We start from the raw sequence: 21,581 nt of genomic DNA, 5'->3' as shown, positions 1-21,581 counted from the left end.
TGTCTCATCATACTCGTCTTTCCAATTCCCCAGTCACCCTGGATAGAAATTGATAGAGGAGTCGAACAAGTTTCAATAAAACTTTTAAGACCTTCGGTATATTGTTCAATTCCTAGCAAATCTTTCGAAGTAGGTAAATCACTTATTGAAGTAGACATAATATAAACCTTTCTATAATCCCAATATATTTGACCTATTCTATTTTAATATAAACAAACCATTCTTAAAAGTAGAAATACATGATTTTTGAATAAATAGTCAATACCTTTCAAAACCTTGCACATCATCCTCATAGTGTTATAATAAAATTGTCGGTCTGTCTAGAAATAATGCAACTTTTAGGCAGAATGACTTAGAAAGAGGTGTTTATGACATATTCAAAAAAGGTTTCCCTTTCTGAGGTAAACCAATCCATAGATACACCAAATAATAATCGCTTTTGGCAAAATCTTAAGGCTTTCTTGGGACCTGGGGCTCTTGTGGCCGTGGGTTACATGGATCCAGGGAACTGGATTACCAGTGTCGTCGGTGGGGCGACCTACAAGTACAGTCTTCTTTTTGTCATCTTAATTTCATCTTTAATAGCTATGCAGTTGCAACAAATGGCCGGGAAATTAGGGATTGTGACCCAAATGGACCTGGCCCAAGCGACTGCCTACCACTCGCCCAAATGGTTGCGATACACGCTTTGGGTGATTCTGGAGCTTGCCTTAATGGCGACGGATTTGGCTGAGGTGCTTGGTTCTGCCATCGCACTGAACCTGCTCTTTGGTATTCCAATTATGGTTGCCATTCTGGTGACAGTCCTAGATGTCTTCCTACTCCTACTCATCATGAAGCTGGGATTCAAGAAAATCGAGGCTATTGTTTCAACCTTGATTTTGACCATCTTGGTTATCTTTGTCTACCTGGTAGCCTTGTCTGAGCCTAGTATTACGGGAATCCTCGAGGGTTATCTCCCTACGCCAGCGCTCTTTGAGCCACATGCTGCTGGGCACACCAACCAGTTGACTTTGGCACTTGGGATTGTGGGTGCAACCGTTATGCCACATAACCTCTACTTGCACTCATCCTTGTCACAGACTCGTAAGGTTGACTATTCTGATGGTAAAGATGTGACAAAGGCTGTCCGTTTCATGACCTGGGACTCCAACATTCAGTTGACTTTGGCCTTTGTGGTTAACTCCCTCCTCTTGATTTTGGGTGCAGCTCTCTTCTTTGGCCACGCTTCTGATATTTCAGCTTTCTCACAAATGTACAATGCCCTTCAGGACTCTAAGATTGCTGGTGCGGTTGCTAGTTCAACACTTTCAACCCTCTTTGCCTTGGCACTCTTGGCTAGTGGTCAAAACTCTACCATTACTGGTACCCTAACTGGTCAAATTGTCATGGAAGGCTTCCTCCACATGAGGTTACCTCAGTGGGTTATTCGTTTGTTCACACGTCTCTTTGCACTGCTTCCTGTTATCGTTGTAGCCATTCTCTACGGCGATCAAGAAAAGACCCTGGATCAACTCTTGGTTTATTCACAAGTATTCCTTTCAATTGCCTTGCCATTCTCTATCTTCCCTTTGATTTACTACACTTCTAAGAAATCACTCATGGGAAAACACGTCAATGCCAAGTGGAATACCTTCCTTGGTTATGCCATCGCTATTGTCCTAACCATTCTCAATCTCAAACTTATCTTTGATACGTTTTAAACAAAAAAATAAGGCCAGCGCCATGCTGACCTTGTTTTAGTTTTTGAAGGCGTCAACGAGAACTTGGAATTCTTCGTTGCTGAGGGTAATCCCCTTGCCCATCTTGGTATGGTCTGGACTCCACGTACGGATGTCATATTTAGCCGGTGCGCCATTAAAGCTCACACGATTGAGTTCCTTAGTCCAACCCTTGTCATTCTCAGACAAAACCAAGAGTTTTTCTTCAATTTCAAATGAAAATTCTGCCATTTGCTTACCTCCACTAGCTTTATTCGTTTTTTTCTGTGAAAATTGTCTGTTTTAGAATGAAGTTATCCACAAAAATTCACCTTTCATGCTATAATTATTTTATCAAGAAACGAGGGAAATGACCATGATAAACTTTTTAGAAGCCGTAAAGCATCAGCTTCATCAGTTTGTGGAAATAGGTCACAGCAAACCTGTCCACCTAATGCAGAATCAACTTATTAACGATATCTATCATGCTATTGATCATAATCAAATGGTCATGCTGACATCCAATCAGAAGACCTATAAGGGCTACATCAACCGTTATGACAGGGAGCGACAAGCCATCTTTATCGAGCAAGATAAGATCATCAGCATGATTGAACTTAAAGAAATCAAACGTCTAAAAATCATATCACAACGAGGTTAAGTTTATCAGTTAACCTCGTTTTATTATTTGGTTGACTATTTTAAAATCACTTGCTATAATAAGTTAACTATTTATTTAGAAAAGGTTAACTAAAAATGACACAAAATCGTACACTGTTACTTATACTCCCTGCTTTCGGTGCTGCCATCATTGCTGCACTAGCTCAAATCATCATTCCAATCGGAGCAGTTCCCATTACTCTGCAGACTTTCGCTGTTGGACTTGTTGCTGCCATCCTTAAGCCAAGAGAGGCGACACTTGCTGCTACTCTCTACCTGATTCTAGGCGCCATTGGTCTACCAGTTTTTGCAGGTGGAGGCGGTGGACTCCAAGCCTTCTTTAGCCCTTCAGCTGGCTATTTGTTGGCCTATCCATTTTTCGCCTTTATCACTTCAAAACTGACGCATGCTGAGACTCCTATCTGGAAAATCTTTGTGGCTTTTGTTTTGGGTGATGCACTTGTCTTTGTCGGTGGTATCCTCAGCCTGCACTTTCTCGGAAAGATGGGTTGGTCTGCTGCTGTAGCTGTCGGCTTGACACCGTTTATTATTCCTGACCTCTTAAAAGGACTCATCGTCGCTTTGGTGACTAAGTCAGTCTTAAAAGCTCTTAAAAATCATAGCTACTTTAACTAAAAAAGATTGAAGACTTTGTTCGCGTGAACAGAATCTTCAATCTTTTTATTTGTCAAAATAAATATCATAGTGCTTTGAACAAGCAGGATTGAAAGCTCTGTGACAATTGGGACAAGCTTCTACATCTTGATACTCCTCAATTGTCATCTCATGCCTACAAACGCCACAGATAAGGACCTTGTCCTGCTTCAATTGACAAGGATAAGCTCGAAAGCTATGTTTCTCTAAGCAATCATGACACTGATAACAGGCATAATACTTCTGGCACTCGAAGCATTTTAGGGCAACTATATCTAGTGGGGAATGGTAGTGTTGACACCTACTCTGATCATCTACCAGGAGCCCATTGATTTGACTTGTCATTAGGCACGAACAGTTTTGCTTGAACCGTCTTTTTGGTAGAGGTTAATCAAACCTTCTTTAGTTGAACGAATCATGTCACCAGGTTTAACTTCTTGTGGCACGGTAATTGTAAGAAGTTCCATTGGGTTTGGTGCACGGTCAATCTTGTTACCATTGGCATCGTGAAGGTCTTTGATATCACACTCGAAATGACGGAAGCCTGGTCCGTAGAATTCAACGTGGTCACCTTCGAGGATAACGTTACGTTGACGGATAGTAGCTGTCATAGTTGCTGGATCAAAGTCTACGACTTCACCAACGAATTTGTATTGTGGAATCTTACGACGAGCTCCAAAGAGTTGTTCGTTTTCTGTTGGTGTCTTGTAGTAGAAACCTGTTGCCAATTCACGCTGGGCAACTTTCCAGAGTTCGTTAATCAAATCATCTTTGATGGCATAAAAGGCTTCTGCACTTTCCATGTAAGCGTCACAAGCAGCCTTGTAACAGTTGGCAACTGTTGATACGTAGTGGACAGATTTCATACGACCTTCGATTTTAAGGCTGTCAACACCATTGTCGATAAGGTCTGGGATATTTTCAATCATACACATGTCAACGGCTGACATTGAGTATTCTTCAGGAACTTCACCGTGGATACTCTTTCGCTCTTGACCGAATGGCATGTCGTAAAGATCATATTTCCAACGACAAGACTGTGAACAACCACCACGGTTGGCATCACGGTCTGACATGTGGTTAGAAAGGGTACAGCGACCTGAGTATGAGATACACATAGCGCCATGGACAAAGGCCTCAATTTCAAGATCCGTACGCTTACGGATTTCAGCCAACTCTTCCATGGTAACCTCACGTGCCAAAACGACACGGGTCAAACCATACTCCTTCCAAAAATGGAAGGTTTCAACGTTTGTCGCAGATGCTTGTGTAGACAAGTGGATGTTAAGTCCTGGTGCGTAGGTTGAACAGATTTCAATCAAGGCTGGGTCAGATACGATAACAGCATCGAGTCCCATGTCACGCAATTCACGGAACCACTCACCAGCACCTTTTTCATTTCCTTCATGGGTAACCATGTTTGAAGCAACGTGCACATCAACACCACGAGCGTGAGCATATTCGATACCTTCTCGAAGCTCATCCATGGTGAAGTTTCCGGCACGGCTACGCAAACCATAGGCTTGTCCACCAACGAAAACAGCATCTGCGCCGTAATTTACAGCGACTTTCAATTTTTCCAAAGTCCCAGCAGGTACCAGAACCTCTGGGCGTTTTTTAGTTGTAGTCATAATTTCTCCAATTTGCAAGATTGTCGATTTTAGTTTTTAGAAGACTCCTTCGTTCCCTGAAAATGGAAAACTCACAAACGAAGGAGGAAGTTTTTTTATTTTACACGGTCAGGTTCATAGTCGTAGAAACCTGTGTCCAAACCACGGTTGGCTGGGTGTAATTTATGAATAGCCTCATCAAAGAGAAAGGCTTGGTCTTGTGAAAATTCGCCAGCCTCGATGAGGTCACGAGCCTTCACAAAGTACTCAGTGATTTTTACAAAGTTTTCACCTGGGCAATAAACACCGTCTAACTTCCAGTGATCAAAACCATGTTCAACGAGTTCTGAAAGTTTAGTCATCATATCCAAGTCATTGTTGGCAAAGATATGTGTTCCATGCAAGTCTTCATAAACTGAGTAGTGAGAATCTGGATCTCCTGGCTCAGAAAGGAAGAGGTCACGTTCTTTGGTAACAGCTTCATCCGTTTTGATAAAGTTGTAGTAGTTTTGAAGAAGCGGACGTTTTGAGTGGTGAATGATACTTGCACCATAAACCAAAACCTCAGCTGGAATTTGAAGATTTTCAGCCATGACGAAAAGTTCCGCAGATGGAATTTCACGAGCCAAAACAGCTTCAGAAGCTCCAGCTTGTTTGCCCCAGAAATTAATCTGACGGCTAGAGGTTACCATGGTTGAAGCATCATAAATCATTTTGAAGGGGCGTTTGTCACGGTTACAAATGTAGAAAACTCCTGCATCACCAACCGTGATATAATCTGCCTTGATTTCTTCAAGAAAATCAAGGTAGTCTGGAAGAGCATCCATCATACCTTGGTGCATGAGGGCGTTAACGGCAACAGTCAATTCCTTGCCAGACTCATGTACCAGCTCTGCAATCTTTCGCATCTCTGCGAATGAAAAAGGCTTAGGCAAACGAAGGCCAAAAGCTTTTTCGCCGATGTAAATACGATCTACGCCAAGTTCTAGGAGCTCACGTGCCTGCTCGTAGCTCTCAGCAGTCGCTGTAATCACTATTTTTTCCATAACTCACATTATAGCACAAATGATTTGATTTTTTTAGAATTTTTAGACTCAAAACTCTGTATCTAAATATTTTTAATTAGTTTTTGAATACTATGATTTTTACAAAAATCAAAAAAAACTTTGCAATATAAAATTTTTGTGGTATTATTAATGAGATTCTAAATAGTGAAATACTGACTAAGTATTTTAACCTACACGAAAAAGTGATTTAGATATTTTATATAGAAAGGAGGCAGACATGGCTGACAACTTACACCGTCAATTTGATCACATCGAAGATTTCGAGACTGAGCGTCCTCAAACGACGAATTATCAAGATTATCAAGGTTTAAATAGTAATAGTATTAAGCTACAAGATATGATTTTCTTTGGACGTATCTCAAGCTTCTGTGTTTCAACAGTCCTAGTTGCCTTCCTTTTCTTGGTAGCACAGGTGGCTACCTTCTGGGCCTTCTTCTGGGCAATTACCATCAGCGTCATTGGTCAGATAGGCATTTATGTCCTAATCGAATATTATAAAGCACAAAAACGTTGACTGTTTGGTCAACGTTTTTGCGTACTAAAAAAAGCCTCATGGGCTTTCTTTTTTTATTTTGCTTCTGCTGCTTCTTCAGAGATATCTTTGATATCAATGACGATATCATCAACGATAGCTTTGGTTTCTGCTTCAACATCTGCTTGCTCAGGAGTTACTTGTGCTGTTTTCTCTTTGATAAGTTCAAAGCTCTCTTTGGCAAAGTCAGCAACTTGAGCTGTTTTTTCTTGAACTGCTTTTGTCAAATCATCTGCAGTGATGTCGCCATTTTCAAATTTTGTTTTATAGTCTTGGAAAGTATCGACTGCCAAATCTTTGTAGTCGCTAGCTTTTTCCACCACTTGATTTTGATAAGCTTTTGGATTTTCTTTGAATGAAGCGATTTCTTCATCAATACGTGCTTTAACAGCTTTACCTTTTTCAGTTGTAAAGAAGTAAGCTGCTGCAGCTCCAGAAGCTACACCAATGATTAGGGTGTTTAAAAATTTACTCATGAAAAGACCTCCTTATTTTTTCTTGTCTTTTTTACCAAATAGTTTTGAAGCAACCTTACCGATAGCAAAGGCTGAACCTGCTTTACCGACACTTGCTCCTGCTGCACTTGCTTTCGCACCGAGATAACGAGCTTCAGTATTCAAGTCAGAGACACTTTCTGAAAGCTCAGCTACTGCTACGAAGAGAGGATCGATTGTTTGAACTTTTTCATTAACATCTTCAACCAAGACGTTTGCCTTAGCCAAGATTTCATTTGTTTGATGAAGGGTTACATTGATATCTGTACGAAGCACAGCAACTGTTTCTTCAACTTCTTTAACCACATGACGGGTACGAAGTAGGGTTGGGATCAACGCAATCAGGAACGCAGCAAGTGCGATTGCGATAATAAGAAATGCAATTTCTGCCATAGTTTAGGACTCCTTTGACCTTTTTAAAAGGTCACTACAAGAAAACTGAAATAGATTCTTCAGTTTCCAGTAACCTTTGTTATGATAATTTTCATTATATTATAACAAAGTCTGAGCGGTATGACTAGTTTTTCATTTTATAATCTGCCTCTGGACGTTGCTTACGGAAATATAAGAGGCTAGTACCCAAGATAATGATGGCAATGCTGACCCATTGAGAGACACGCAAGCCAGCAAACATGAGGCTATCCGTACGCATGCCTTCAATGACAAAACGTCCTAGACCATACCAGATAAGGTAAAATGAGGTCACATCTCCTTGACGCAGTTTCTTATTAAAGCGTCGTAGTCCTAGGATAATGATAAATCCGACCAAGTTCCAGAGACTTTCGTAAAGAAAGGTCGGTACACGATAACTACCATCAATGTACATCTGCTGGCGAATAAATTCTGGGACATAATTCAGATGACTGACTGCTTTTCCGTAGGCCTCCTGGTTAATAAAGTTTCCCCAGCGACCGATACTCTGAGCAATCATAACGCCAGGTGCCGCGATATCTAGAAAATCCAAGACAGCAATGGCATGACGTTTCGCAAACCAATAGAGGACAGCTGCTCCAGCAATCAAGCCACCATAAATGGCAATCCCACCATTCCAAATCGCAAAAATTTCCGAAGGATTTTGACTGTAGTAAGACCACTGGAAAATCACATAATAGAGCCTAGCACCAACAATGGCTATCGGAAAGGCCAGAAGAATAAAATCTAGGATGTTTTCAGGGTCGATACCCTTTTCGGGAGCCCACCGCTGAGCCAGATAAACGGCAAGTAAGAGACCAGATACGATACAGATGGCATACCAATGAATACTAATGGGGCCAAGTCTTAGAGCAATAGGGTCAATAGTAGCTAACATTAGTCTTCACCATTCTTACTAATGAGGTTAGTCAAACGTTCCTCAAAGGTTTTGGTTGCATCAAATCCCATTTGCTTAGCACGGTAGTTCATGGCTGCAGCTTCGATAACGACTGATACGTTACGGCCTGTCTTAACAGGAATGCGGACACGTGGAATCTTAACGCCTTGCAATTCAACTTCTTCGTTCCCATTTCCAAGACGATCAAAGACCTTACCGTCTTCAAAATTTTCAAGATAGATGGCCAACTGAACTTGAGATGAATTACGGACAGCACTGGCTCCATAAAGACTCATAACGTCAATGATACCAACCCCACGGATTTCAAGAAGATGGCGAAGAATTTCTGCAGGTTCTCCCCAGAGAGTTTCCTCATCTTTAGCATAGATATCTACACGGTCATCAGCAACTAGACGGTGCCCACGTTTCACCAACTCGAGCGCTGTCTCACTCTTACCGATTCCAGAGTCTCCTTGGATAAGAACACCCATCCCGTAGATATCTACCAAAACACCATGGACACTAGTTCGTTCAGCTAATTGTGAGTTAAGATACCAAGACATGTCCCCTGAAAGTGACGATGTGCCGTTTCGTCCTTGAAGAACTGCTACGCCATTTTCCTTAGCAGCTCGAAGCATCTCTTCCGGAATATTAAGACCACGCGCCACGATAATAGCTGGAGTTTCTGCTTTAAACATATTAGTAAAAACAGAATAACGGTTATTCTCAGTCATGGTTTTAAGGTAAGACCACTCCTTCATCCCAACCAACTGCAATCGTTCCGGTGAATAATAGTCAAAATAACCTGTCATTTCTAAACCAGGACGAGAGATATCAGCAGTTGTTATCGGTTTTGCCAAAAGCTCCTTATTCCCATAGACAACCTTGAGTTTAAGCCTGTCAACCAACATTTTAACGGTTACTGTCATATTATTTCCTCCGATTATTTACTAGTTTCATTGTATCATAAAAAGGTTTTCAATGCGGTTCTCAAAGCAAAAAAGACCTGTGACTAGCACCAGGGCCAATCACAGGTCAATATCTATTAACAGTTACTTACCAATTCCACTCATCTTCAACAGGTTCAGCGTTTTTACGTTTGCGTCCATCCTTGAGTTTGATTTCGGGATAAATATCTTCTTTGTAAGGAAGGAGGAAGGCTAAAACCAAATATAAGAAGATTCCAAACTGCGTTGAAATCATGAGAATGATAGCCAAGATACGAGCCAGAGCTAGGTCCCAGCCAAACTTATCTGCCAAACCTGCAACAACACCGGCGACGAGTCTATTTTTTCGTGTCTTATAAAAACGATTTGACATTGTCTTCTTCTCCCATCATTTCTTTGATTTAATTATATGATTTTTTAAAACTAAAAAAATCAGCCCTAGGACTGATTTAGAAAAATGAGCTTGCCTCGACACAGACCGCAGGCAAATTTCTGTGTATTGACACGGCGTTTTCGACGGTAGGTATGACCACAGGATTGGCACTGATAGAGATAATAGTTCTCCACTTGCCCTTGCATCTTTGGAGCGTATCTAAGGCCATCAACCTTGGCTAGTAAGTCCTTAAAATCTCTCTCCGCATGCTTATAGCCCTTCCCTTGAAAATAAAGGTGGTAATGACAGAGTTCGTGGCGGACGATTTTTCGAAAGGTTTCAAGACCATGTTCCTCATAGAGTTTTGGGTTAAAATCTAAATGACCATCCTTGGGAAAGAACCGACCTCCAGTGGTTCGGAGACGCTTGTTCCACAAGGCTTGATGCTTAAATTCCCAACCAAAATCTTCTATAGAAACAGTCTTAACATAATCAGTTAGATTCACGTGGATTCACCAAGGAGAGATTGAGTTTTTCATGCTCTAAATCAACTTTTGATACCCACACGGTAACCAAATCCCCAACAGATACGACCTGACTTGGGTGGTTAACGAAGCTCTTACTCATCTCTGAGATGTGGATAAGTCCATCCTCGTGGACACCGATATCCACAAAGGCACCAAAGTCCACAACGTTACGGACCGTTCCTTCAAGTTTTTGTCCTACTGACAAGTCTTTGAGTTCAAGAACATCTTGACGAAGCACTGGTGCTTCAAAATCGTCACGGAGGTCACGGCCTGGTTTCAAAAGGTCAGCAATGATATCTTTGAGGGTTTCCTGTCCAAGTCCCAATCCTTCCGCTGTTTCTTTAAGATTAAGAGCCTTCAATTTTGCCTTGGCAGAATCGTCCAAGTCTGTGATATCCAACTGCTTGAAGAGGGCTTTTACCGCTGGGTAGGACTCTGGGTGGACTCCCGTATTATCCAAGATATTCTTGGCATTTGGAATACGAAGGAAACCTGCAGCTTGTTCGAAGGCCTTGGCACCAAGACGTGGGACCTTTTTGATTTCAGCACGCGATGCAATCTCACCATTTTCCTCACGGTAGGCGACGATATTTTCAGAGATGGTCTTGTTGAGTCCTGACACGTGTGACAAGAGGGTACTACTTGCCGTATTGACATTGACACCGACTTGGTTAACCACGGTATCAACGACGAAATCAAGATTTTCAGACAGTTTCTTCTGACTAACATCATGCTGGTATTGGCCTACTCCGATTGATTTAGGGTCAATCTTAACCAACTCGGCCAATGGGTCTTGGAGACGACGGGCAATAGAAATGGCTGAGCGTTTTTCGACCGTCAAATCTGGAAACTCATGGCGAGCCAACTCTGATGCAGAGTAGACAGAGGCACCACTTTCATTGACAATGACATAAGAAGTTTCTGGGAAATCCTTGAGGACTTCTGCCACAAAAGCTTCACTTTCACGGCTTGCTGTTCCATTACCGATCGCAATAATCTCAATGGCATACTTTTTGATGAGGTCAGCCAAGTCTTTTTTAGCCTGTGCGATTTTAGCCTGACTTGCTGGAGCTACTGGATAGATAACCTGCGTTGTAATGAGCTTACCAGTTTGGTCAACCACGGCCAACTTAGCCCCTGTACGAAAGGCTGGGTCAAAACCAAGTACCATCTTGCCTTTAAGTGGCGATACTAGAAGGAGGCTTCGAAGATTTTGAGAGAAAAGTTGAATAGCACCATCTTCTGCTGCTTCAGTCAATTCACTTCGGATACGACGCTCCATAGCTGGAATGATTTTCTTCTTGAGAGATTGATTGATAACTTCCTCGATATAGTCATTTTTTTGTTTGAAACGAGCACTGTAGAAACGGTGCATTTTCTCAAGATTGTGCTTAAAGCTTACCTTGATAACGCCTAGTTTCTCCCCACGGTTAAGGGCTAACGTACGGTAACCTTGAAGTTTAGACACCTTGTCCTCAAAATCATAGTAAATCTTGAAAATTTCTTTTTCATCCAGCGATTGATCCTTGAGGGTTGAAGTGATGTCACTGTTGTTCCAGATTTCGTTGTAGGTCCAAGAGCGCAAGCTATTGTCCTCAGAAAAGGCCTCAACCAAAATATCCACAGCACCCGCAAGAGCCTTATCAGCTGTTGGAAAGGCTTCAGATGTCAGCTTTTCAGCTTCAGCCTTGAGGTTTGGACTATTTTGCAAGATAAGACGAGCCAAGGGGAAAAGACCTGCTTCACGGGCAACCGTCGCCTTGGTGCGGCGTTTTTCCTTATAGGGAAGGTAGAGTTCTTCCACGTCTGCCAACTTTTCAGCCGCTTCAATGGCTGCCTTGAGTTGGTCAGTCAATTTACCCTGAGCCTCAATCTTGGCCAGAACCGTTTCCTTACGGTCTTGAAGAGTAGTCAAGGACTTGTCCATATCAATGATAGCCTTGATTTGCGTTTCATCCAGATTGCCTGTTTTTTCCTTACGGTAACGGGCAATGAAAGGAATGGTATTGCCTTCTGCGGTCAATTCCAAAACTGTTTCAACTTGTTGTTTTTTTAGGCCCAATTCCTGAGCCAATGTCTCTAAATTACGATTTTCCATAAGTTCTATTATACCACGATAGGAGATTTGCTTGGGTAGAAAACCTTGTAGCTGAAGCGAGAATTTTTAAGCAAGAGGTAGTATAATAGAAAGGTAAACCTATTGTTAGGGGCTATTTCTTTCGGAAAATAGATGCATCTTCCTAGAAGCAAAGCTTCTTCGGCCGATGCCCTCTTTTCTGTCAGAAATGACGCCCTTAGTATCTTATTTTAACTCGGAGGCTTTTTATGGCGGTTATTCAGAAAAAAACAAATGAACTTGAAAGCATGATGGCATCTTTTGCGGCTATCCCTGATTTTGAAAAGGCGGGAACTGATCCTAAGAAGGACAAACGTCTTCAAGAAGATAAGAAGAAATAATTTTTATGGCTATTTTTCATCAACTACCAGATAGCGTTTTGCAGCTTCTGGCAGTTTTTCTATCTATTATTATCGAAGCCCTGCCCTTTGTTTTGTTGGGAAGTATTCTGTCTGGCTTTATCGAAGTCTTCGTGACCCCTGAAAAGGTACAAAACTTCCTGCCGAAAAACAAGGTCCTGGCTATTCTCTTTGGAACTCTAATTGGTTTTATTTTCCCTTCTTGTGAGTGTGGGATTGTTCCCATTATCACGCGCTTTTTAGAGAAAAAAGTGCCTAGCTACACAGCTATTCCTTTCATGGCAACAGCTCCTATCATCAATCCAGTCGTTCTCTTTGCGACCTATACGGCCTTTGGGAACTCTTGGTACTACGTAATTTTACGTTTTCTCGGAGCTTTCTTGATTGCCATGATTTTGGGAATTTTGCTCGGCTTTGTGGTGGATGACCAGATTCTTAAGGACAATCGTAAGGTCAGTCATGTGCACGACTATAGTGATTTGTCAGCTGGTAAGAAAGTTTTTCAAGCCTTGATTCATGCGGTAGATGAATTTTTCGACACTGGGCGTTACCTGATTTTCGGGAGCCTGGTGGCCGCAGGGATGCAGACCTACCTACCGACCCGTATTCTTACGACAATCGGGCACAATTCGGTGACAGCCATCCTCATCATGATGCTTTTGGCCTTTATCCTCTCCCTTTGTTCAGAGGCGGATGCCTTTATCGGGGCTTCCTTGCTCTCTAGTTTTGGAGTGGCACCAACGGTGGCCTTTCTCATCATCGGTCCTATGGTTGATATCAAGAACCTAATCATGATGAAACACCAGTTTAAGACACGCTTTGTTGGTCTCTTCGTAGGAACCGCAAGTCTGGTAACAATCATTTACTGTCTGATATTGGGGGTGATTTAATGTTACGTTTTCTCATCTTATCTGGGTATTTTGAGCTGGTCATGTACTTACAAGTTTCTGGCAAGCTCAACCAGTACATTAATATCCACTACTCCTACTTGGCTTACATTTCCATGGTGCTCTCCTTCATCCTCGCTGTGGTTCAACTCATTGTTTGGATGAAGCAAATGAAGGTTCACTCGCATTTGTCAGGTCGAGTAGCCAAGGTAGCCAGCATCGTTCTCTTGGCCTTTCCAGTCCTTACGGGGCTCTTGGTGCCAACAGTGACCCTAGATGCCAATACCGTATCAGCTAAGGGTTATCATTTTCCACTGGCGGCAGGGAGTGATCCTAATCAGGCCGACCAAGAGGGAACGACCATCCAGTACTTGAAGCCGGACACTAGCTCCTACTTCACCTCCTCTGCTTATGAGAAGGAGATGACCAAGGAACTAGCCAAGTACAAGGGACGTGAGACCATCCAGATTACCACGGAAAATTACATGGAAGTCATGGAGCTCATCTACCTCTATCCTAACGATTTCGTGGGCAAGAAGGTCACCTATACCGGCTTTGTTTACAATGACCCACAGACCAAGGGTTATCAGTTCATCTTCCGTTTCGGTATTATCCACTGTATCGCCGATTCAGGTGTTTACGGACTGGCGACGAGAGGAAGTGACCAAACCTTCAAGGATAATACCTGGGTAAAAGTCACTGGTACCATCACTGTGGATTACTATCAAAATCTCAAACAGAGCCTTCCTATCCTCAATTTGACTGAGGTTAAAGAGGTCGGTCAGCCTGACAATCCCTATGTTTATCGCGTATTTTAAAAAGCCAAGTTCAGTTGAACTTGCTTTTTCTTCTTGTATTAAAAACGTTTGTCTAAGCTTCTTGTGCTAGTGCTGCTGCTTTTTCAAGGGCTTGGTCGGTCGACTCGCAGATATGGTCTGGTCCAATAGTTTGAATAAAGCCTGATTTTTCAAGTACTCGGTAGGGTTGTGGATTGACGTGAGAAAGAAGCAAGGTCATGCCACGTTTTTGACAAATGGCCAGAGTTTCTTCAAGGGCATCTAGGCCTGAGATATCCATGGCTGGAACGTTTCGCATGCGTAGAATGAGAACATTCTTAGTTTCATCATTAATCACATTCAAGAAGTTATTGGCTGCACCAAAGAAGAGAGCACCAAAAACTTCATAGACGACAGCGTTTTTAGGGACTTGTTTTAAGTCGCTATCCTCGGACAAAACTGGATCGTCCAGATTTTCCTTGTCCACCCACTGACGAATTTGAGCCACGTCGGACATGCGTTTGAGGAAGAGGAAGGCTGCTAGGACCATACCAAATTCGATGGCAACCACTAGGTCAAAGAAAACGGTTAGGATAAAGGTCACTAGCAGGACTGCCACATCACTTTTAGGGGCACGTTTGATCATACGACCAACTGTACGCCAACCACTCATGTTATAACCGACAATCATAAGGATTGAGGCCAGACAGGTCATAGGAATCAATGAAGCGTAAGGCATGAGGAAGAGTAAAATCAGAAGCAAGGTGAAGGCATGAACCATACCCGCTACTGGTGTTCGTCCGCCATTTTTGACGTTGGCTGCGGTACGGGCAATAGCACCCGTTGCCGGAATCCCGCCAAAGAGGGCTGACATGATATTCCCAACACCTTGACCGACCAATTCTGCATTAGAGCGGTGATTACCACCAATCATGCCATCTGAAACCACACAAGAAAGGAGCGATTCAATGGCAGCCAGTATGGCAATGGTGAAGGCTGGCGAAATCATTTGACGAATCAAAGAAAATGATAGCTCAGGAACCGTAAAACTTGGAAGTCCCGCCTTGATGGTGTAAAGATCACCAATGGTTTTGACGGGGAGATGACCAAAGGCCACGATGGCTGTGGTCACAAAGATAGCAACCAGAGAACCCGGAATTTTCTGAGAAAGGCGTGGCCAAAAGATTTGAATGAGCAGGGCCAAAATACCGATAGCTAGGGTCGCCCAACTAATACTCGAAAGATGCTCTCCATAGGCAATCATCTTTTCCAGAAACTCAGCTGGCACGGACTTCATCTCAAGGCCTAGAAAATCCTTAATCTGTCCAGCCACAATCCCAACGGCAATCCCCAAGGTAAAGCCAAGTGTGATGGTTTTGGGAATGAATTTAATCAGGTCGCCAAAACGCAGGAGCCCCATGATAATAAGCATGAGTCCCGCCATGAGCGTGGCAACAGTCAGACCCGCCATGCCATACTGGGCGATGATGCCATAGATGATGACAACGAAGGCTGCGGTAGGTCCACCAATCTGAACTCGGCTACCTCCTAAAAAGGAAATAAAAAAGCCTGCAACCACTGCTGTGTAAAGACCTTGTTCGGGATTAACACCAGAGGCAATCGCTAGGGCAATCGACAAGGGCAGGGCAATGATAGCCACGATAACTCCTGCAATCAGGTCCTTGATGAACTGTCCCTTGGAATAATCCTTGATAGTGGTGAAAAATTTGGGTGTGATATATTTTAAAGCGTCCATTTGTTCCTCCTAACTATTATCCTAAAACTCTTTGACTTAACTCTTTTTGCAATGAGTGTCAGACGCTTATCATTTTTACAGTCTAATGATAGCACAGGACCCCCCCCATTTTCTAGGGGATTGGGAGATGTAAACGTATTATTTCAAGAATTATTTAACTTTCTTAGTTTAGAAATGAAGGCATCAAAAAACAAGTCCAGACTATGGACTTGTTTTGACTTATCATGGATTGATAGATTCCTCTTAAATTACCAACTGGTTGGCAAGGAAATCGGAATGTTAAGCTTGACCTTCATCTTGCTGTTGGTCACAGTAGCCTGCTCAATTTCGTAGCCGATTTCAGGAAGCTTGAGCTGAATCTGATTGTTAACCATGCGAACCCCACTGCTTGACTGGGCAATACTCTTCTTGAGGTAAGGCAGAACCAGTGATTTAGGAACAGGGAGGCGACCCAGGTGGGCACCTGCCAAGTCTAATAGGATGACTTCCTTGTTAGTGCTAACCGTGAAATCAAGGCTGAATGTTGATTCGATAGGTCCAAGAGACACCGGTAGCTTAGCTGTCAGATAAGAATCATTCAACTCTACAGTACTGTTTAGCAAGGTCTCGTCATTAGAATCAGCCATGCTTGCTTTTAGGATTTGACGAAACTGGTTGCTATCAAGATTAATCTCGGTTGAAACCCCACCTGATGAAAGGGAGGCCCCACCAATACCAGCCTGAGCTAAATCAGCAAGGGATGTTTGTGTTGATACATTTTTTAATTGGTCCTGACTGTCGATCTTGTCCGGAATGAGTAGAGCCGCCACTGCAAAAAAGACCACAATGACGAGGACAATGAGTCGTTTAAACCATTTCCACATAGGGATACCTCATTTCAATTTTTCACTTTTGACGTCTATTGTACTGTAATCAAAGGAAAAAAGCGAGTAAGAACTGGAAATTCTCTCATATTTTCTTAATTCAAGAGGTAGGGTTCGAGAGCTTCAAAGACTTTTAAGTAAGCATTGGCATAAAGGTGGACACCGTCATAGGTGTGCTCAGCCTTCTGCTCTTTCCTATCATTGACCAGCCCAGCATTACAATTAATAAAGTGGCAACCATGGGTTTGGGCAATTTCCTCAAGAGCCTGGTTGCAACGGTCAAGATTTTCAGGTGTCCGCAGTTTCATCCACTGAATAGATGCTGGTGTCTGCCAAGGCAGATGAAGATTGGCTGGGTAAAAAGACATGAGGTAAATCTTGGTATGAGGTAAGACAGCTTGTGTTTGCTCCAGAATCTGCCTGATGTTTGCTGTCATATGGTGGAACCATTGGTCTCCATAAGGCTCCTCGGTCATGTCATTGGTACCGATATTGATAAACACCTTGCTCGGTTGCAGATCCAAAAGTAGGGGATGGATATGCTGGAGAAATTCATCCGTATTTAGGCCACTGATACCTCGATTGTAGATGATGTCGTCGACACCTCTACTCCTAGCGATTTCACAAATTGGAAAAAGCTCCATGAGAGATGAACCTGTGAAGAGCGTCTCCCCCTTGATAGCAACCTCATTTAAGTACTGATAATTTTTAAGTTTGATTTCTTTTAATTCATCCATGATAACTTTTTTCTATATAACTTAATCTAAACGAGGGAGAAGGCAAAGAGAAGCCCTACAACCGTATTGGCCAAGGCGTGGATAAAGACACTTGGAAGAATAGAGCCACCTGCTTTTTTCTCATTGATAGCACCAAAAACGTAAGCGATGAGACTGATAAAGGCCATGATAGCCATAGCTTTTAGGTAACCAGTTAATTGGATAAACATAAGTGCATGGATGAGGCCAAATAAGAGAGACTGAACCAGATTGGCCCCCAGGAATCCTAGTTTTCCTTGTAGCCTTTTCAAAAGAAAACCTCTAAAGAAGATTTCTTCTGGCAAGGCAGTCCCTAAGATAGCGTAGGACAAGATGGCAGGAAGGGCTCCAATTCCCTTTCCAGAAAAAGCTGCTGTGGCCGTTTGGCTAGAGTCGAACCAACTAAAGACCACAATCGAAAAAAGAAGAAAAAGTAGACTAATCCCCAGAATGGTCAGTAGTAATCGCCTCTTCTGCTGACTTTCAACTTTCTTCAACCCAATCCAGTCAAAGAAACCCACCTTTTTCCTGCTCCAAATTAACCAAGTGATGAAAGGAATGACAGAGACTATGAGCAGTTCCATAATACCGTTCATCAGTTTAGATATAAATAGGGTCATGAGTTTGTCCTCCTCTTCTAGTCAAAAGACAGTTTTTACCTTTTGAAAGCGTATACCTCTACATTTTCATTATACTACTTTTAGAGGAAGAGAAAACTCATTCTCACCAATCTTGCCAGGTTTCTTTGGCACGAATCACACGGCCTTGCTCATAGTCAATATGGTAAACACGCCAGCCACCAATCCAATCGTCAGCCAGCTGGTACTCAACACTTCCTTTAAGGTCGTTACCCTTGCCCAAGAGCTTCTCCACTTTTTCTCTCGTCATGTCCTCAAGCTGATACTGACGGTGAAAACTCCACATGAGTTTGTGTCGCATAGGAGCTGGTGTATGAGCCCAATTTTCAGGCGTAAAGACTCGGTCACGAGGGACAATGATTGCAAAATGAACCAGACAAATGATTTCAATAATTAAGCACAAGGCTTTTCGCTGTTTTCTTCTGGCTTCTGAGGTAAGGTATGCCATAGGACTACCTTACTTTCTCTTGCTTCCAATGGTCATCCAAAATCACTGTGTGCTCTTTAGAAAAGCGAATAAGGATGTCTCTGGCAACTTGTTGGGATACACGCGCGACATTGGTCGAGTCTAGTCCTAGCTCAGGTGTGTCGTGTTCCAAACGGTACTGATCATCCTCATATTCAACAAAGATAAAGCTCGTTGACTTTTTATCGCCATAGGTGAGATAGAGACTATCGTAAGATGCTGGAAGTTGCACCAAGGCATCCCAGATATCACTGTCACTTGGGTCTGTAATCGTCGCATAGTCTACCTGATCAGCTGTCGATATACGCATGACAAGGCCTTCTGCTCCTTTCTTTTTAGGTGCTAGCCACTTAAATAAATGCATCGTTTTCCTCCTTTAGATGATGATTCCTTTTTGCTTGAGATTGTCCAGACATTCCTGTAAATAAGCCGCATCATGCTCTGGGTAGATGATGGCTGGTAATGTCTCCACTTCAAGCTTATCGTAGGCTGGCATCTGCTTACCTCGATACTCCTTGTCTAACCACTCGGGGCTGACACAATAGCCACGTTCCGCCATTTCTTGCATAATGAGTTCATGGTATTTAAACAAGTGGTACGGTGAATAATCAAAAACATAGTTAACCGTCGCATGCTTGCGTTGCCATCCCTTGCCACGAAGGGCACAACATTCTCGGTGTTGTCCTAATAATTGCTGACGGGGTAGTTTTGCAATCAAGTCTTGATGCCACAGTCTCATTTTGAACCCCCATTAATTAAGGTTGACTCCTCCAGATAACGATTAGGATACTTGCTGAGGAGCTCTTTGACGGATTCCACCAAACAATGCTGAGGAATTTTGCCTGCCGCATAGCTATCCAGTTGGGCCATAAACTTTTCCTTTTCGCTGGCAGTCGCCTTTTTCTTAAAATACCCCCAGATATGTTGGAAGGCATTGACGACCTGACCAGGATTTTCAGGAAGGTCAAGTGCTTGATCAATGTAGGCTTGAACCTGATCAAAACTAACCTCTTCATTCTTGAGATAGTTACGGATTTCCAAGTAAATCTTGTTCGAATGGCTGAGCACCAGGTACTTATTGGCTGCCCATAGTTGCTCGCACTGGCGACGTAGATTAGTAGTTGTCATTAGGGACCTTCCTTCTTGCTTTTTATCAGTATAGCATAGTTTAAATGGGGATAATAGATTATGCTTTTAAGAATCCGAAAGAGTGATTTTCAAGCATTTTCAGAAAAGGTTTTTTGCTTGGTTTGTTTGTAAGCGTTTGCTATACTTAAGGTATCAAAGAAAGGAGACAAGCCTATGACATTGTCCAAAAAACTCACACTTTCTCTTGCCTCTATGGCAGTTCTTGGTCTTTTAGCAGCCTGCTCAAACCAGAAAGCTCAAACACCTGAAAGCTCTGCTAGCACCCTACAAAGTTCAAGTAAGGTTTCATCTTCACAAAGCTCTGAAGCCTCTAAACAAACTGAAGGGCTAGATGGCACCTATAAAGGGACTGACGAAAATGATCGCATTACTCTTACCATCTCTGGAAATACTGGAACTTGGGAAGAGGATGAGGCAGATGGCGAGAAGGAAAGCAAGTCTGTAACAGTTAACTCTGACAATCAAAGTCTGACAATCGGTGACGACACCAAATACTATAAACTCGATGGTAATCAACTGACTATTGAAGATGACGACCATGATCCAAATGATACGGTTGTCTTGACGAAATAAAATGAAAAACCTTAGCCGAACTACTCTCTGGAATTTAGCTAAGGTTTTTTATGTTATACTATAGGCAGAAAGAAAACGGATACAAAGAGGAGGTTGACGATGACTCAAAGAAGATTATGGGTTACGCTATTTATTGTGTCGATTATTGTAACTCTTATTGGACTGGGATTTGCTGTCTATAACTATTATGTCTTTGATAAACCTTTCATGACTACTTCTACAAAAGGCTTACTAGCTGCATTTTTCCTGTGTGCGACAATGGTTGCCATCAGCCTATCCAAATCAAATAAGAAGTAAAGATAAGAAAGAGGTATAAGTTTGCGGAATTATACCTCTTTTCATACAACATTACTTAATCTTGTGTTTATTCATTTTTTCTTCAAAGATGCCTGTCATGATTTTACGCAACTCTTGGCCTTCTTTTTCAGGAAGGTCCCCTTGACGTTTAGCTACTGCGTAGAGTTCAGGGTATTGCTTGGCTACACGCTCTACTGTCTTAGTCGTCGCATGTCCTCTGACAAAGAAAGGAATGCGTTTAATCCATTCTTGCGGTACGAGAGCGAGCAACTTCTTAGCCGCTTCCTTGTCAGAGATCTCAGCTGTGCTCAAACCTTTTTCGATTTGCTTTTGTTCTTGTTCTGTAAAATCTTTTAATTCCATTACTACTTCCTCTTTATCTTTATATAGTAGATTTTACACCCTTGTATGAGAATATACAACTGATTGAGATGGACGGGGCAAGTTATAAAATACCATAAAAGATAGGCTCAATTTTTTCCAAAAATACCATACAAAAAAATCTGATGGATTTGCTCAACCTCTGTCTCTAAAATGTCACTATGGGCTAATTGATTTCCCATACCATTAAGAGCATCCATAACATTTAAAATAAGCTCTGTCGATAAGTCTTCAGCAATAGCCCCCTCTTCTTTTCCTAGCTCAATATAAGCACGATAGATATCACGTTTTTTTGCAGTGATTGCTTTCGCTAAGAGAGTTGAAAAAGTAGGTTCTTTCACCATTTTATCTTGAAAATAGTCCGAGATTTGCCGACTCATTTTCTCCTGACATAGGGAAAAAGCCTGGTTTAATTTTGTTTTAAAATCTAGATTGCTCTTTAAAATATCCTCAGCTTGCTGTGTGATTTCTTCAAACAAGTCATTAACACAGAGAGCTACCAAATTATCTTTACTCCCGAAATAATTGTAGATAGAAACAGGAGATACTTCTGCTGCCTCTGCAATAGATTTTATACTAGTTTCCTTAAAACCTTTGTCTTTAAACAAACGCAAAGCTGCTTGAACAATCGCTTGCTTCTTTTTCTCAGTCGTCTTTTGATATTGATTCATGTGAACACCTCTGTTATAAAT

At 42.2% G+C, this 21,581-nt stretch carries 31 protein-coding genes; 9 read left to right on the top strand and 22 right to left on the bottom strand.

Annotated elements, in window-relative coordinates; genetic code table 11:
* Positions 1-158: P-loop NTPase fold protein (locus tag HMPREF2697_RS10820; RefSeq protein WP_142350090.1), on the bottom strand; the 158-nt coding region annotated here is incomplete at its 3' end.
* Between the two features lie 210 nt (positions 159-368).
* Here HMPREF2697_RS10820 and HMPREF2697_RS08630 point away from each other — a divergent pair.
* Entirely contained in the window at positions 369-1,703 is a 1,335-nt protein-coding gene (locus tag HMPREF2697_RS08630) for an Nramp family divalent metal transporter (RefSeq protein ID WP_037603898.1), read from the top strand.
* A gap of 36 nt (positions 1,704-1,739) precedes the next feature.
* Here the strand turns inward: HMPREF2697_RS08630 and HMPREF2697_RS08625 are convergent, their stop codons facing one another.
* Positions 1,740-1,952, bottom strand: a complete 213-nt coding sequence (locus HMPREF2697_RS08625) for a YdbC family protein (RefSeq protein ID WP_002886106.1) — start codon at positions 1,950-1,952, stop codon at positions 1,740-1,742.
* 124 nt (positions 1,953-2,076) lie between these two features.
* Between HMPREF2697_RS08625 and HMPREF2697_RS08620 the strand changes: the two genes are divergently transcribed.
* Both HMPREF2697_RS08620 and HMPREF2697_RS08615 read left to right on the top strand, forming a co-directional pair.
* On the top strand, positions 2,077-2,361 hold the full coding sequence (locus HMPREF2697_RS08620) for a hypothetical protein (RefSeq protein ID WP_022495932.1): 285 nt from the start codon (positions 2,077-2,079) through the stop codon (positions 2,359-2,361).
* A gap of 95 nt (positions 2,362-2,456) precedes the next feature.
* Complete coding sequence (locus tag HMPREF2697_RS08615; protein WP_070850401.1) at positions 2,457-2,996, top strand: biotin transporter BioY; 540 nt, start codon at positions 2,457-2,459, stop codon at positions 2,994-2,996.
* A 45-nt stretch (positions 2,997-3,041) separates the two neighbouring features.
* Here the strand turns inward: HMPREF2697_RS08615 and HMPREF2697_RS10240 are convergent, their stop codons facing one another.
* From HMPREF2697_RS10240 to HMPREF2697_RS08605, 3 genes are all read right to left on the bottom strand, one after another.
* Positions 3,042-3,359, bottom strand: a complete 318-nt coding sequence (locus HMPREF2697_RS10240) for a CHY zinc finger protein (protein WP_013990836.1) — start codon at positions 3,357-3,359, stop codon at positions 3,042-3,044.
* Complete coding sequence (locus tag HMPREF2697_RS08610; RefSeq protein ID WP_021144422.1) at positions 3,359-4,645, bottom strand: peptidase U32 family protein; 1,287 nt, start codon at positions 4,643-4,645, stop codon at positions 3,359-3,361. The genes HMPREF2697_RS10240 and HMPREF2697_RS08610 overlap by 1 nt, the downstream gene beginning before the upstream one ends.
* 95 nt (positions 4,646-4,740) lie before the next feature.
* Complete coding sequence (locus HMPREF2697_RS08605; RefSeq protein WP_002886038.1) at positions 4,741-5,670, bottom strand: peptidase U32 family protein; 930 nt, start codon at positions 5,668-5,670, stop codon at positions 4,741-4,743.
* 238 nt (positions 5,671-5,908) lie between these two features.
* Here HMPREF2697_RS08605 and HMPREF2697_RS08600 point away from each other — a divergent pair, with 238 nt between their 5' ends.
* Complete coding sequence (locus HMPREF2697_RS08600; RefSeq protein ID WP_002886140.1) at positions 5,909-6,205, top strand: DUF3270 domain-containing protein; 297 nt, start codon at positions 5,909-5,911, stop codon at positions 6,203-6,205.
* Positions 6,206-6,258: 53 nt separating this feature from the next.
* Here the strand turns inward: HMPREF2697_RS08600 and HMPREF2697_RS08595 are convergent, their stop codons facing one another.
* The 7 genes from HMPREF2697_RS08595 to HMPREF2697_RS08565 form a co-directional block, all read right to left on the bottom strand.
* Positions 6,259-6,699 carry a YtxH domain-containing protein gene (locus tag HMPREF2697_RS08595; RefSeq protein ID WP_013990838.1) on the bottom strand — a complete coding sequence of 147 codons (441 nt, stop codon included), beginning with the start codon at positions 6,697-6,699 and terminating at the stop codon, positions 6,259-6,261.
* A gap of 12 nt (positions 6,700-6,711) precedes the next feature.
* Positions 6,712-7,110, bottom strand: a complete 399-nt coding sequence (locus HMPREF2697_RS08590) for a DUF948 domain-containing protein (RefSeq protein ID WP_002885965.1) — start codon at positions 7,108-7,110, stop codon at positions 6,712-6,714.
* A 124-nt stretch (positions 7,111-7,234) separates the two neighbouring features.
* The gene (lgt, locus tag HMPREF2697_RS08585) at positions 7,235-8,026 is read right to left on the bottom strand and encodes a prolipoprotein diacylglyceryl transferase (protein ID WP_070850399.1); all 792 of its coding nucleotides are present in this window, start codon (positions 8,024-8,026) and stop codon (positions 7,235-7,237) included.
* Entirely contained in the window at positions 8,026-8,955 is a 930-nt protein-coding gene (hprK, locus tag HMPREF2697_RS08580; protein WP_070850397.1) for an HPr(Ser) kinase/phosphatase, read from the bottom strand. Before hprK ends, lgt begins: the two co-directional genes overlap by 1 nt.
* A 127-nt stretch (positions 8,956-9,082) precedes the next feature.
* Positions 9,083-9,346 carry a PspC domain-containing protein gene (locus HMPREF2697_RS08575; protein ID WP_070655185.1) on the bottom strand — a complete coding sequence of 88 codons (264 nt, stop codon included), beginning with the start codon at positions 9,344-9,346 and terminating at the stop codon, positions 9,083-9,085.
* 65 nt (positions 9,347-9,411) lie between these two features.
* Positions 9,412-9,852, bottom strand: coding sequence for a SprT family protein (locus tag HMPREF2697_RS08570; protein WP_070850395.1), 441 nt, complete (start codon positions 9,850-9,852; stop codon positions 9,412-9,414).
* A complete protein-coding gene (locus HMPREF2697_RS08565) occupies positions 9,839-11,971 on the bottom strand; it encodes a Tex family protein (RefSeq protein WP_070850393.1) in 2,133 nt (710 codons plus the stop codon). The genes HMPREF2697_RS08570 and HMPREF2697_RS08565 overlap by 14 nt, the downstream gene beginning before the upstream one ends.
* Before the next feature lie 227 nt (positions 11,972-12,198).
* On the opposite strand from HMPREF2697_RS08565, the gene HMPREF2697_RS10725 reads away from it, so the two are divergent.
* Genes HMPREF2697_RS10725 through HMPREF2697_RS08555 form a run of 3 tightly spaced genes read left to right on the top strand, consistent with a single transcriptional unit; the run spans position 12,199 to position 14,053 of the window.
* Entirely contained in the window at positions 12,199-12,330 is a 132-nt protein-coding gene (locus HMPREF2697_RS10725; RefSeq protein ID WP_002885949.1) for an SPJ_0845 family protein, read from the top strand.
* A 5-nt stretch (positions 12,331-12,335) separates the two neighbouring features.
* Positions 12,336-13,238, top strand: a complete 903-nt coding sequence (locus tag HMPREF2697_RS08560; RefSeq protein WP_070850391.1) for a permease — start codon at positions 12,336-12,338, stop codon at positions 13,236-13,238.
* The gene (locus HMPREF2697_RS08555) at positions 13,238-14,053 is read left to right on the top strand and encodes a TIGR03943 family putative permease subunit (RefSeq protein ID WP_014634199.1); all 816 of its coding nucleotides are present in this window, start codon (positions 13,238-13,240) and stop codon (positions 14,051-14,053) included. The genes HMPREF2697_RS08560 and HMPREF2697_RS08555 overlap by 1 nt, the downstream gene beginning before the upstream one ends.
* 52 nt (positions 14,054-14,105) lie before the next feature.
* Here HMPREF2697_RS08555 and HMPREF2697_RS08550 read toward each other — a convergent pair whose 3' ends face one another.
* The 8 genes from HMPREF2697_RS08550 to HMPREF2697_RS08515 form a co-directional block, all read right to left on the bottom strand.
* Positions 14,106-15,767, bottom strand: a complete 1,662-nt coding sequence (locus HMPREF2697_RS08550) for a SulP family inorganic anion transporter (RefSeq protein ID WP_070850389.1) — start codon at positions 15,765-15,767, stop codon at positions 14,106-14,108.
* A 248-nt stretch (positions 15,768-16,015) separates the two neighbouring features.
* Positions 16,016-16,630, bottom strand: a complete 615-nt coding sequence (locus HMPREF2697_RS08545) for a hypothetical protein (protein WP_014633340.1) — start codon at positions 16,628-16,630, stop codon at positions 16,016-16,018.
* A gap of 95 nt (positions 16,631-16,725) precedes the next feature.
* The gene (locus tag HMPREF2697_RS08540) at positions 16,726-17,367 is read right to left on the bottom strand and encodes a GDSL-type esterase/lipase family protein (protein ID WP_021147046.1); all 642 of its coding nucleotides are present in this window, start codon (positions 17,365-17,367) and stop codon (positions 16,726-16,728) included.
* 26 nt (positions 17,368-17,393) lie between these two features.
* Positions 17,394-18,005 carry a CPBP family intramembrane glutamic endopeptidase gene (locus HMPREF2697_RS08535; RefSeq protein WP_070850387.1) on the bottom strand — a complete coding sequence of 204 codons (612 nt, stop codon included), beginning with the start codon at positions 18,003-18,005 and terminating at the stop codon, positions 17,394-17,396.
* A 103-nt stretch (positions 18,006-18,108) separates the two neighbouring features.
* The gene (locus tag HMPREF2697_RS08530; protein WP_070850384.1) at positions 18,109-18,471 is read right to left on the bottom strand and encodes a hypothetical protein; all 363 of its coding nucleotides are present in this window, start codon (positions 18,469-18,471) and stop codon (positions 18,109-18,111) included.
* A 4-nt stretch (positions 18,472-18,475) separates the two neighbouring features.
* The gene (locus HMPREF2697_RS08525; RefSeq protein WP_070850382.1) at positions 18,476-18,853 is read right to left on the bottom strand and encodes a hypothetical protein; all 378 of its coding nucleotides are present in this window, start codon (positions 18,851-18,853) and stop codon (positions 18,476-18,478) included.
* 12 nt (positions 18,854-18,865) lie between these two features.
* Positions 18,866-19,228, bottom strand: a complete 363-nt coding sequence (locus HMPREF2697_RS08520) for a TIGR02328 family protein (RefSeq protein ID WP_070850379.1) — start codon at positions 19,226-19,228, stop codon at positions 18,866-18,868.
* A complete protein-coding gene (locus HMPREF2697_RS08515) occupies positions 19,225-19,617 on the bottom strand; it encodes a YbgA family protein (RefSeq protein WP_070850377.1) in 393 nt (130 codons plus the stop codon). The genes HMPREF2697_RS08520 and HMPREF2697_RS08515 overlap by 4 nt, the downstream gene beginning before the upstream one ends.
* Before the next feature lie 174 nt (positions 19,618-19,791).
* Here HMPREF2697_RS08515 and HMPREF2697_RS08510 point away from each other — a divergent pair, with 174 nt between their 5' ends.
* Together HMPREF2697_RS08510 and HMPREF2697_RS08505 are read left to right on the top strand one after the other, a co-directional pair.
* On the top strand, positions 19,792-20,211 hold the full coding sequence (locus HMPREF2697_RS08510) for an SP_0198 family lipoprotein (protein ID WP_070850375.1): 420 nt from the start codon (positions 19,792-19,794) through the stop codon (positions 20,209-20,211).
* A 99-nt stretch (positions 20,212-20,310) separates the two neighbouring features.
* Entirely contained in the window at positions 20,311-20,508 is a 198-nt protein-coding gene (locus HMPREF2697_RS08505; protein ID WP_070850373.1) for a bacteriocin immunity protein, read from the top strand.
* 51 nt (positions 20,509-20,559) lie between these two features.
* Here the strand turns inward: HMPREF2697_RS08505 and HMPREF2697_RS08500 are convergent, their stop codons facing one another.
* Together HMPREF2697_RS08500 and HMPREF2697_RS08495 are read right to left on the bottom strand one after the other, a co-directional pair.
* Complete coding sequence (locus tag HMPREF2697_RS08500; RefSeq protein WP_013990855.1) at positions 20,560-20,871, bottom strand: hypothetical protein; 312 nt, start codon at positions 20,869-20,871, stop codon at positions 20,560-20,562.
* Between the two features lie 107 nt (positions 20,872-20,978).
* Positions 20,979-21,560 (bottom strand): TetR/AcrR family transcriptional regulator, encoded by a 582-nt coding sequence (locus HMPREF2697_RS08495; protein ID WP_013990856.1) that lies wholly within the window; start codon positions 21,558-21,560, stop codon positions 20,979-20,981.
* Positions 21,561-21,581: the final 21 nt, after the last annotated feature.

This window comes from Streptococcus sp. HMSC064D12, assembly GCF_001837205.1.
Lineage (GTDB): Bacteria > Bacillota > Bacilli > Lactobacillales > Streptococcaceae > Streptococcus > Streptococcus salivarius_D.
The sequence above is the reverse complement of the archived record's forward strand: the minus strand, read 5'-3'. Positions and strand labels throughout refer to the sequence as shown.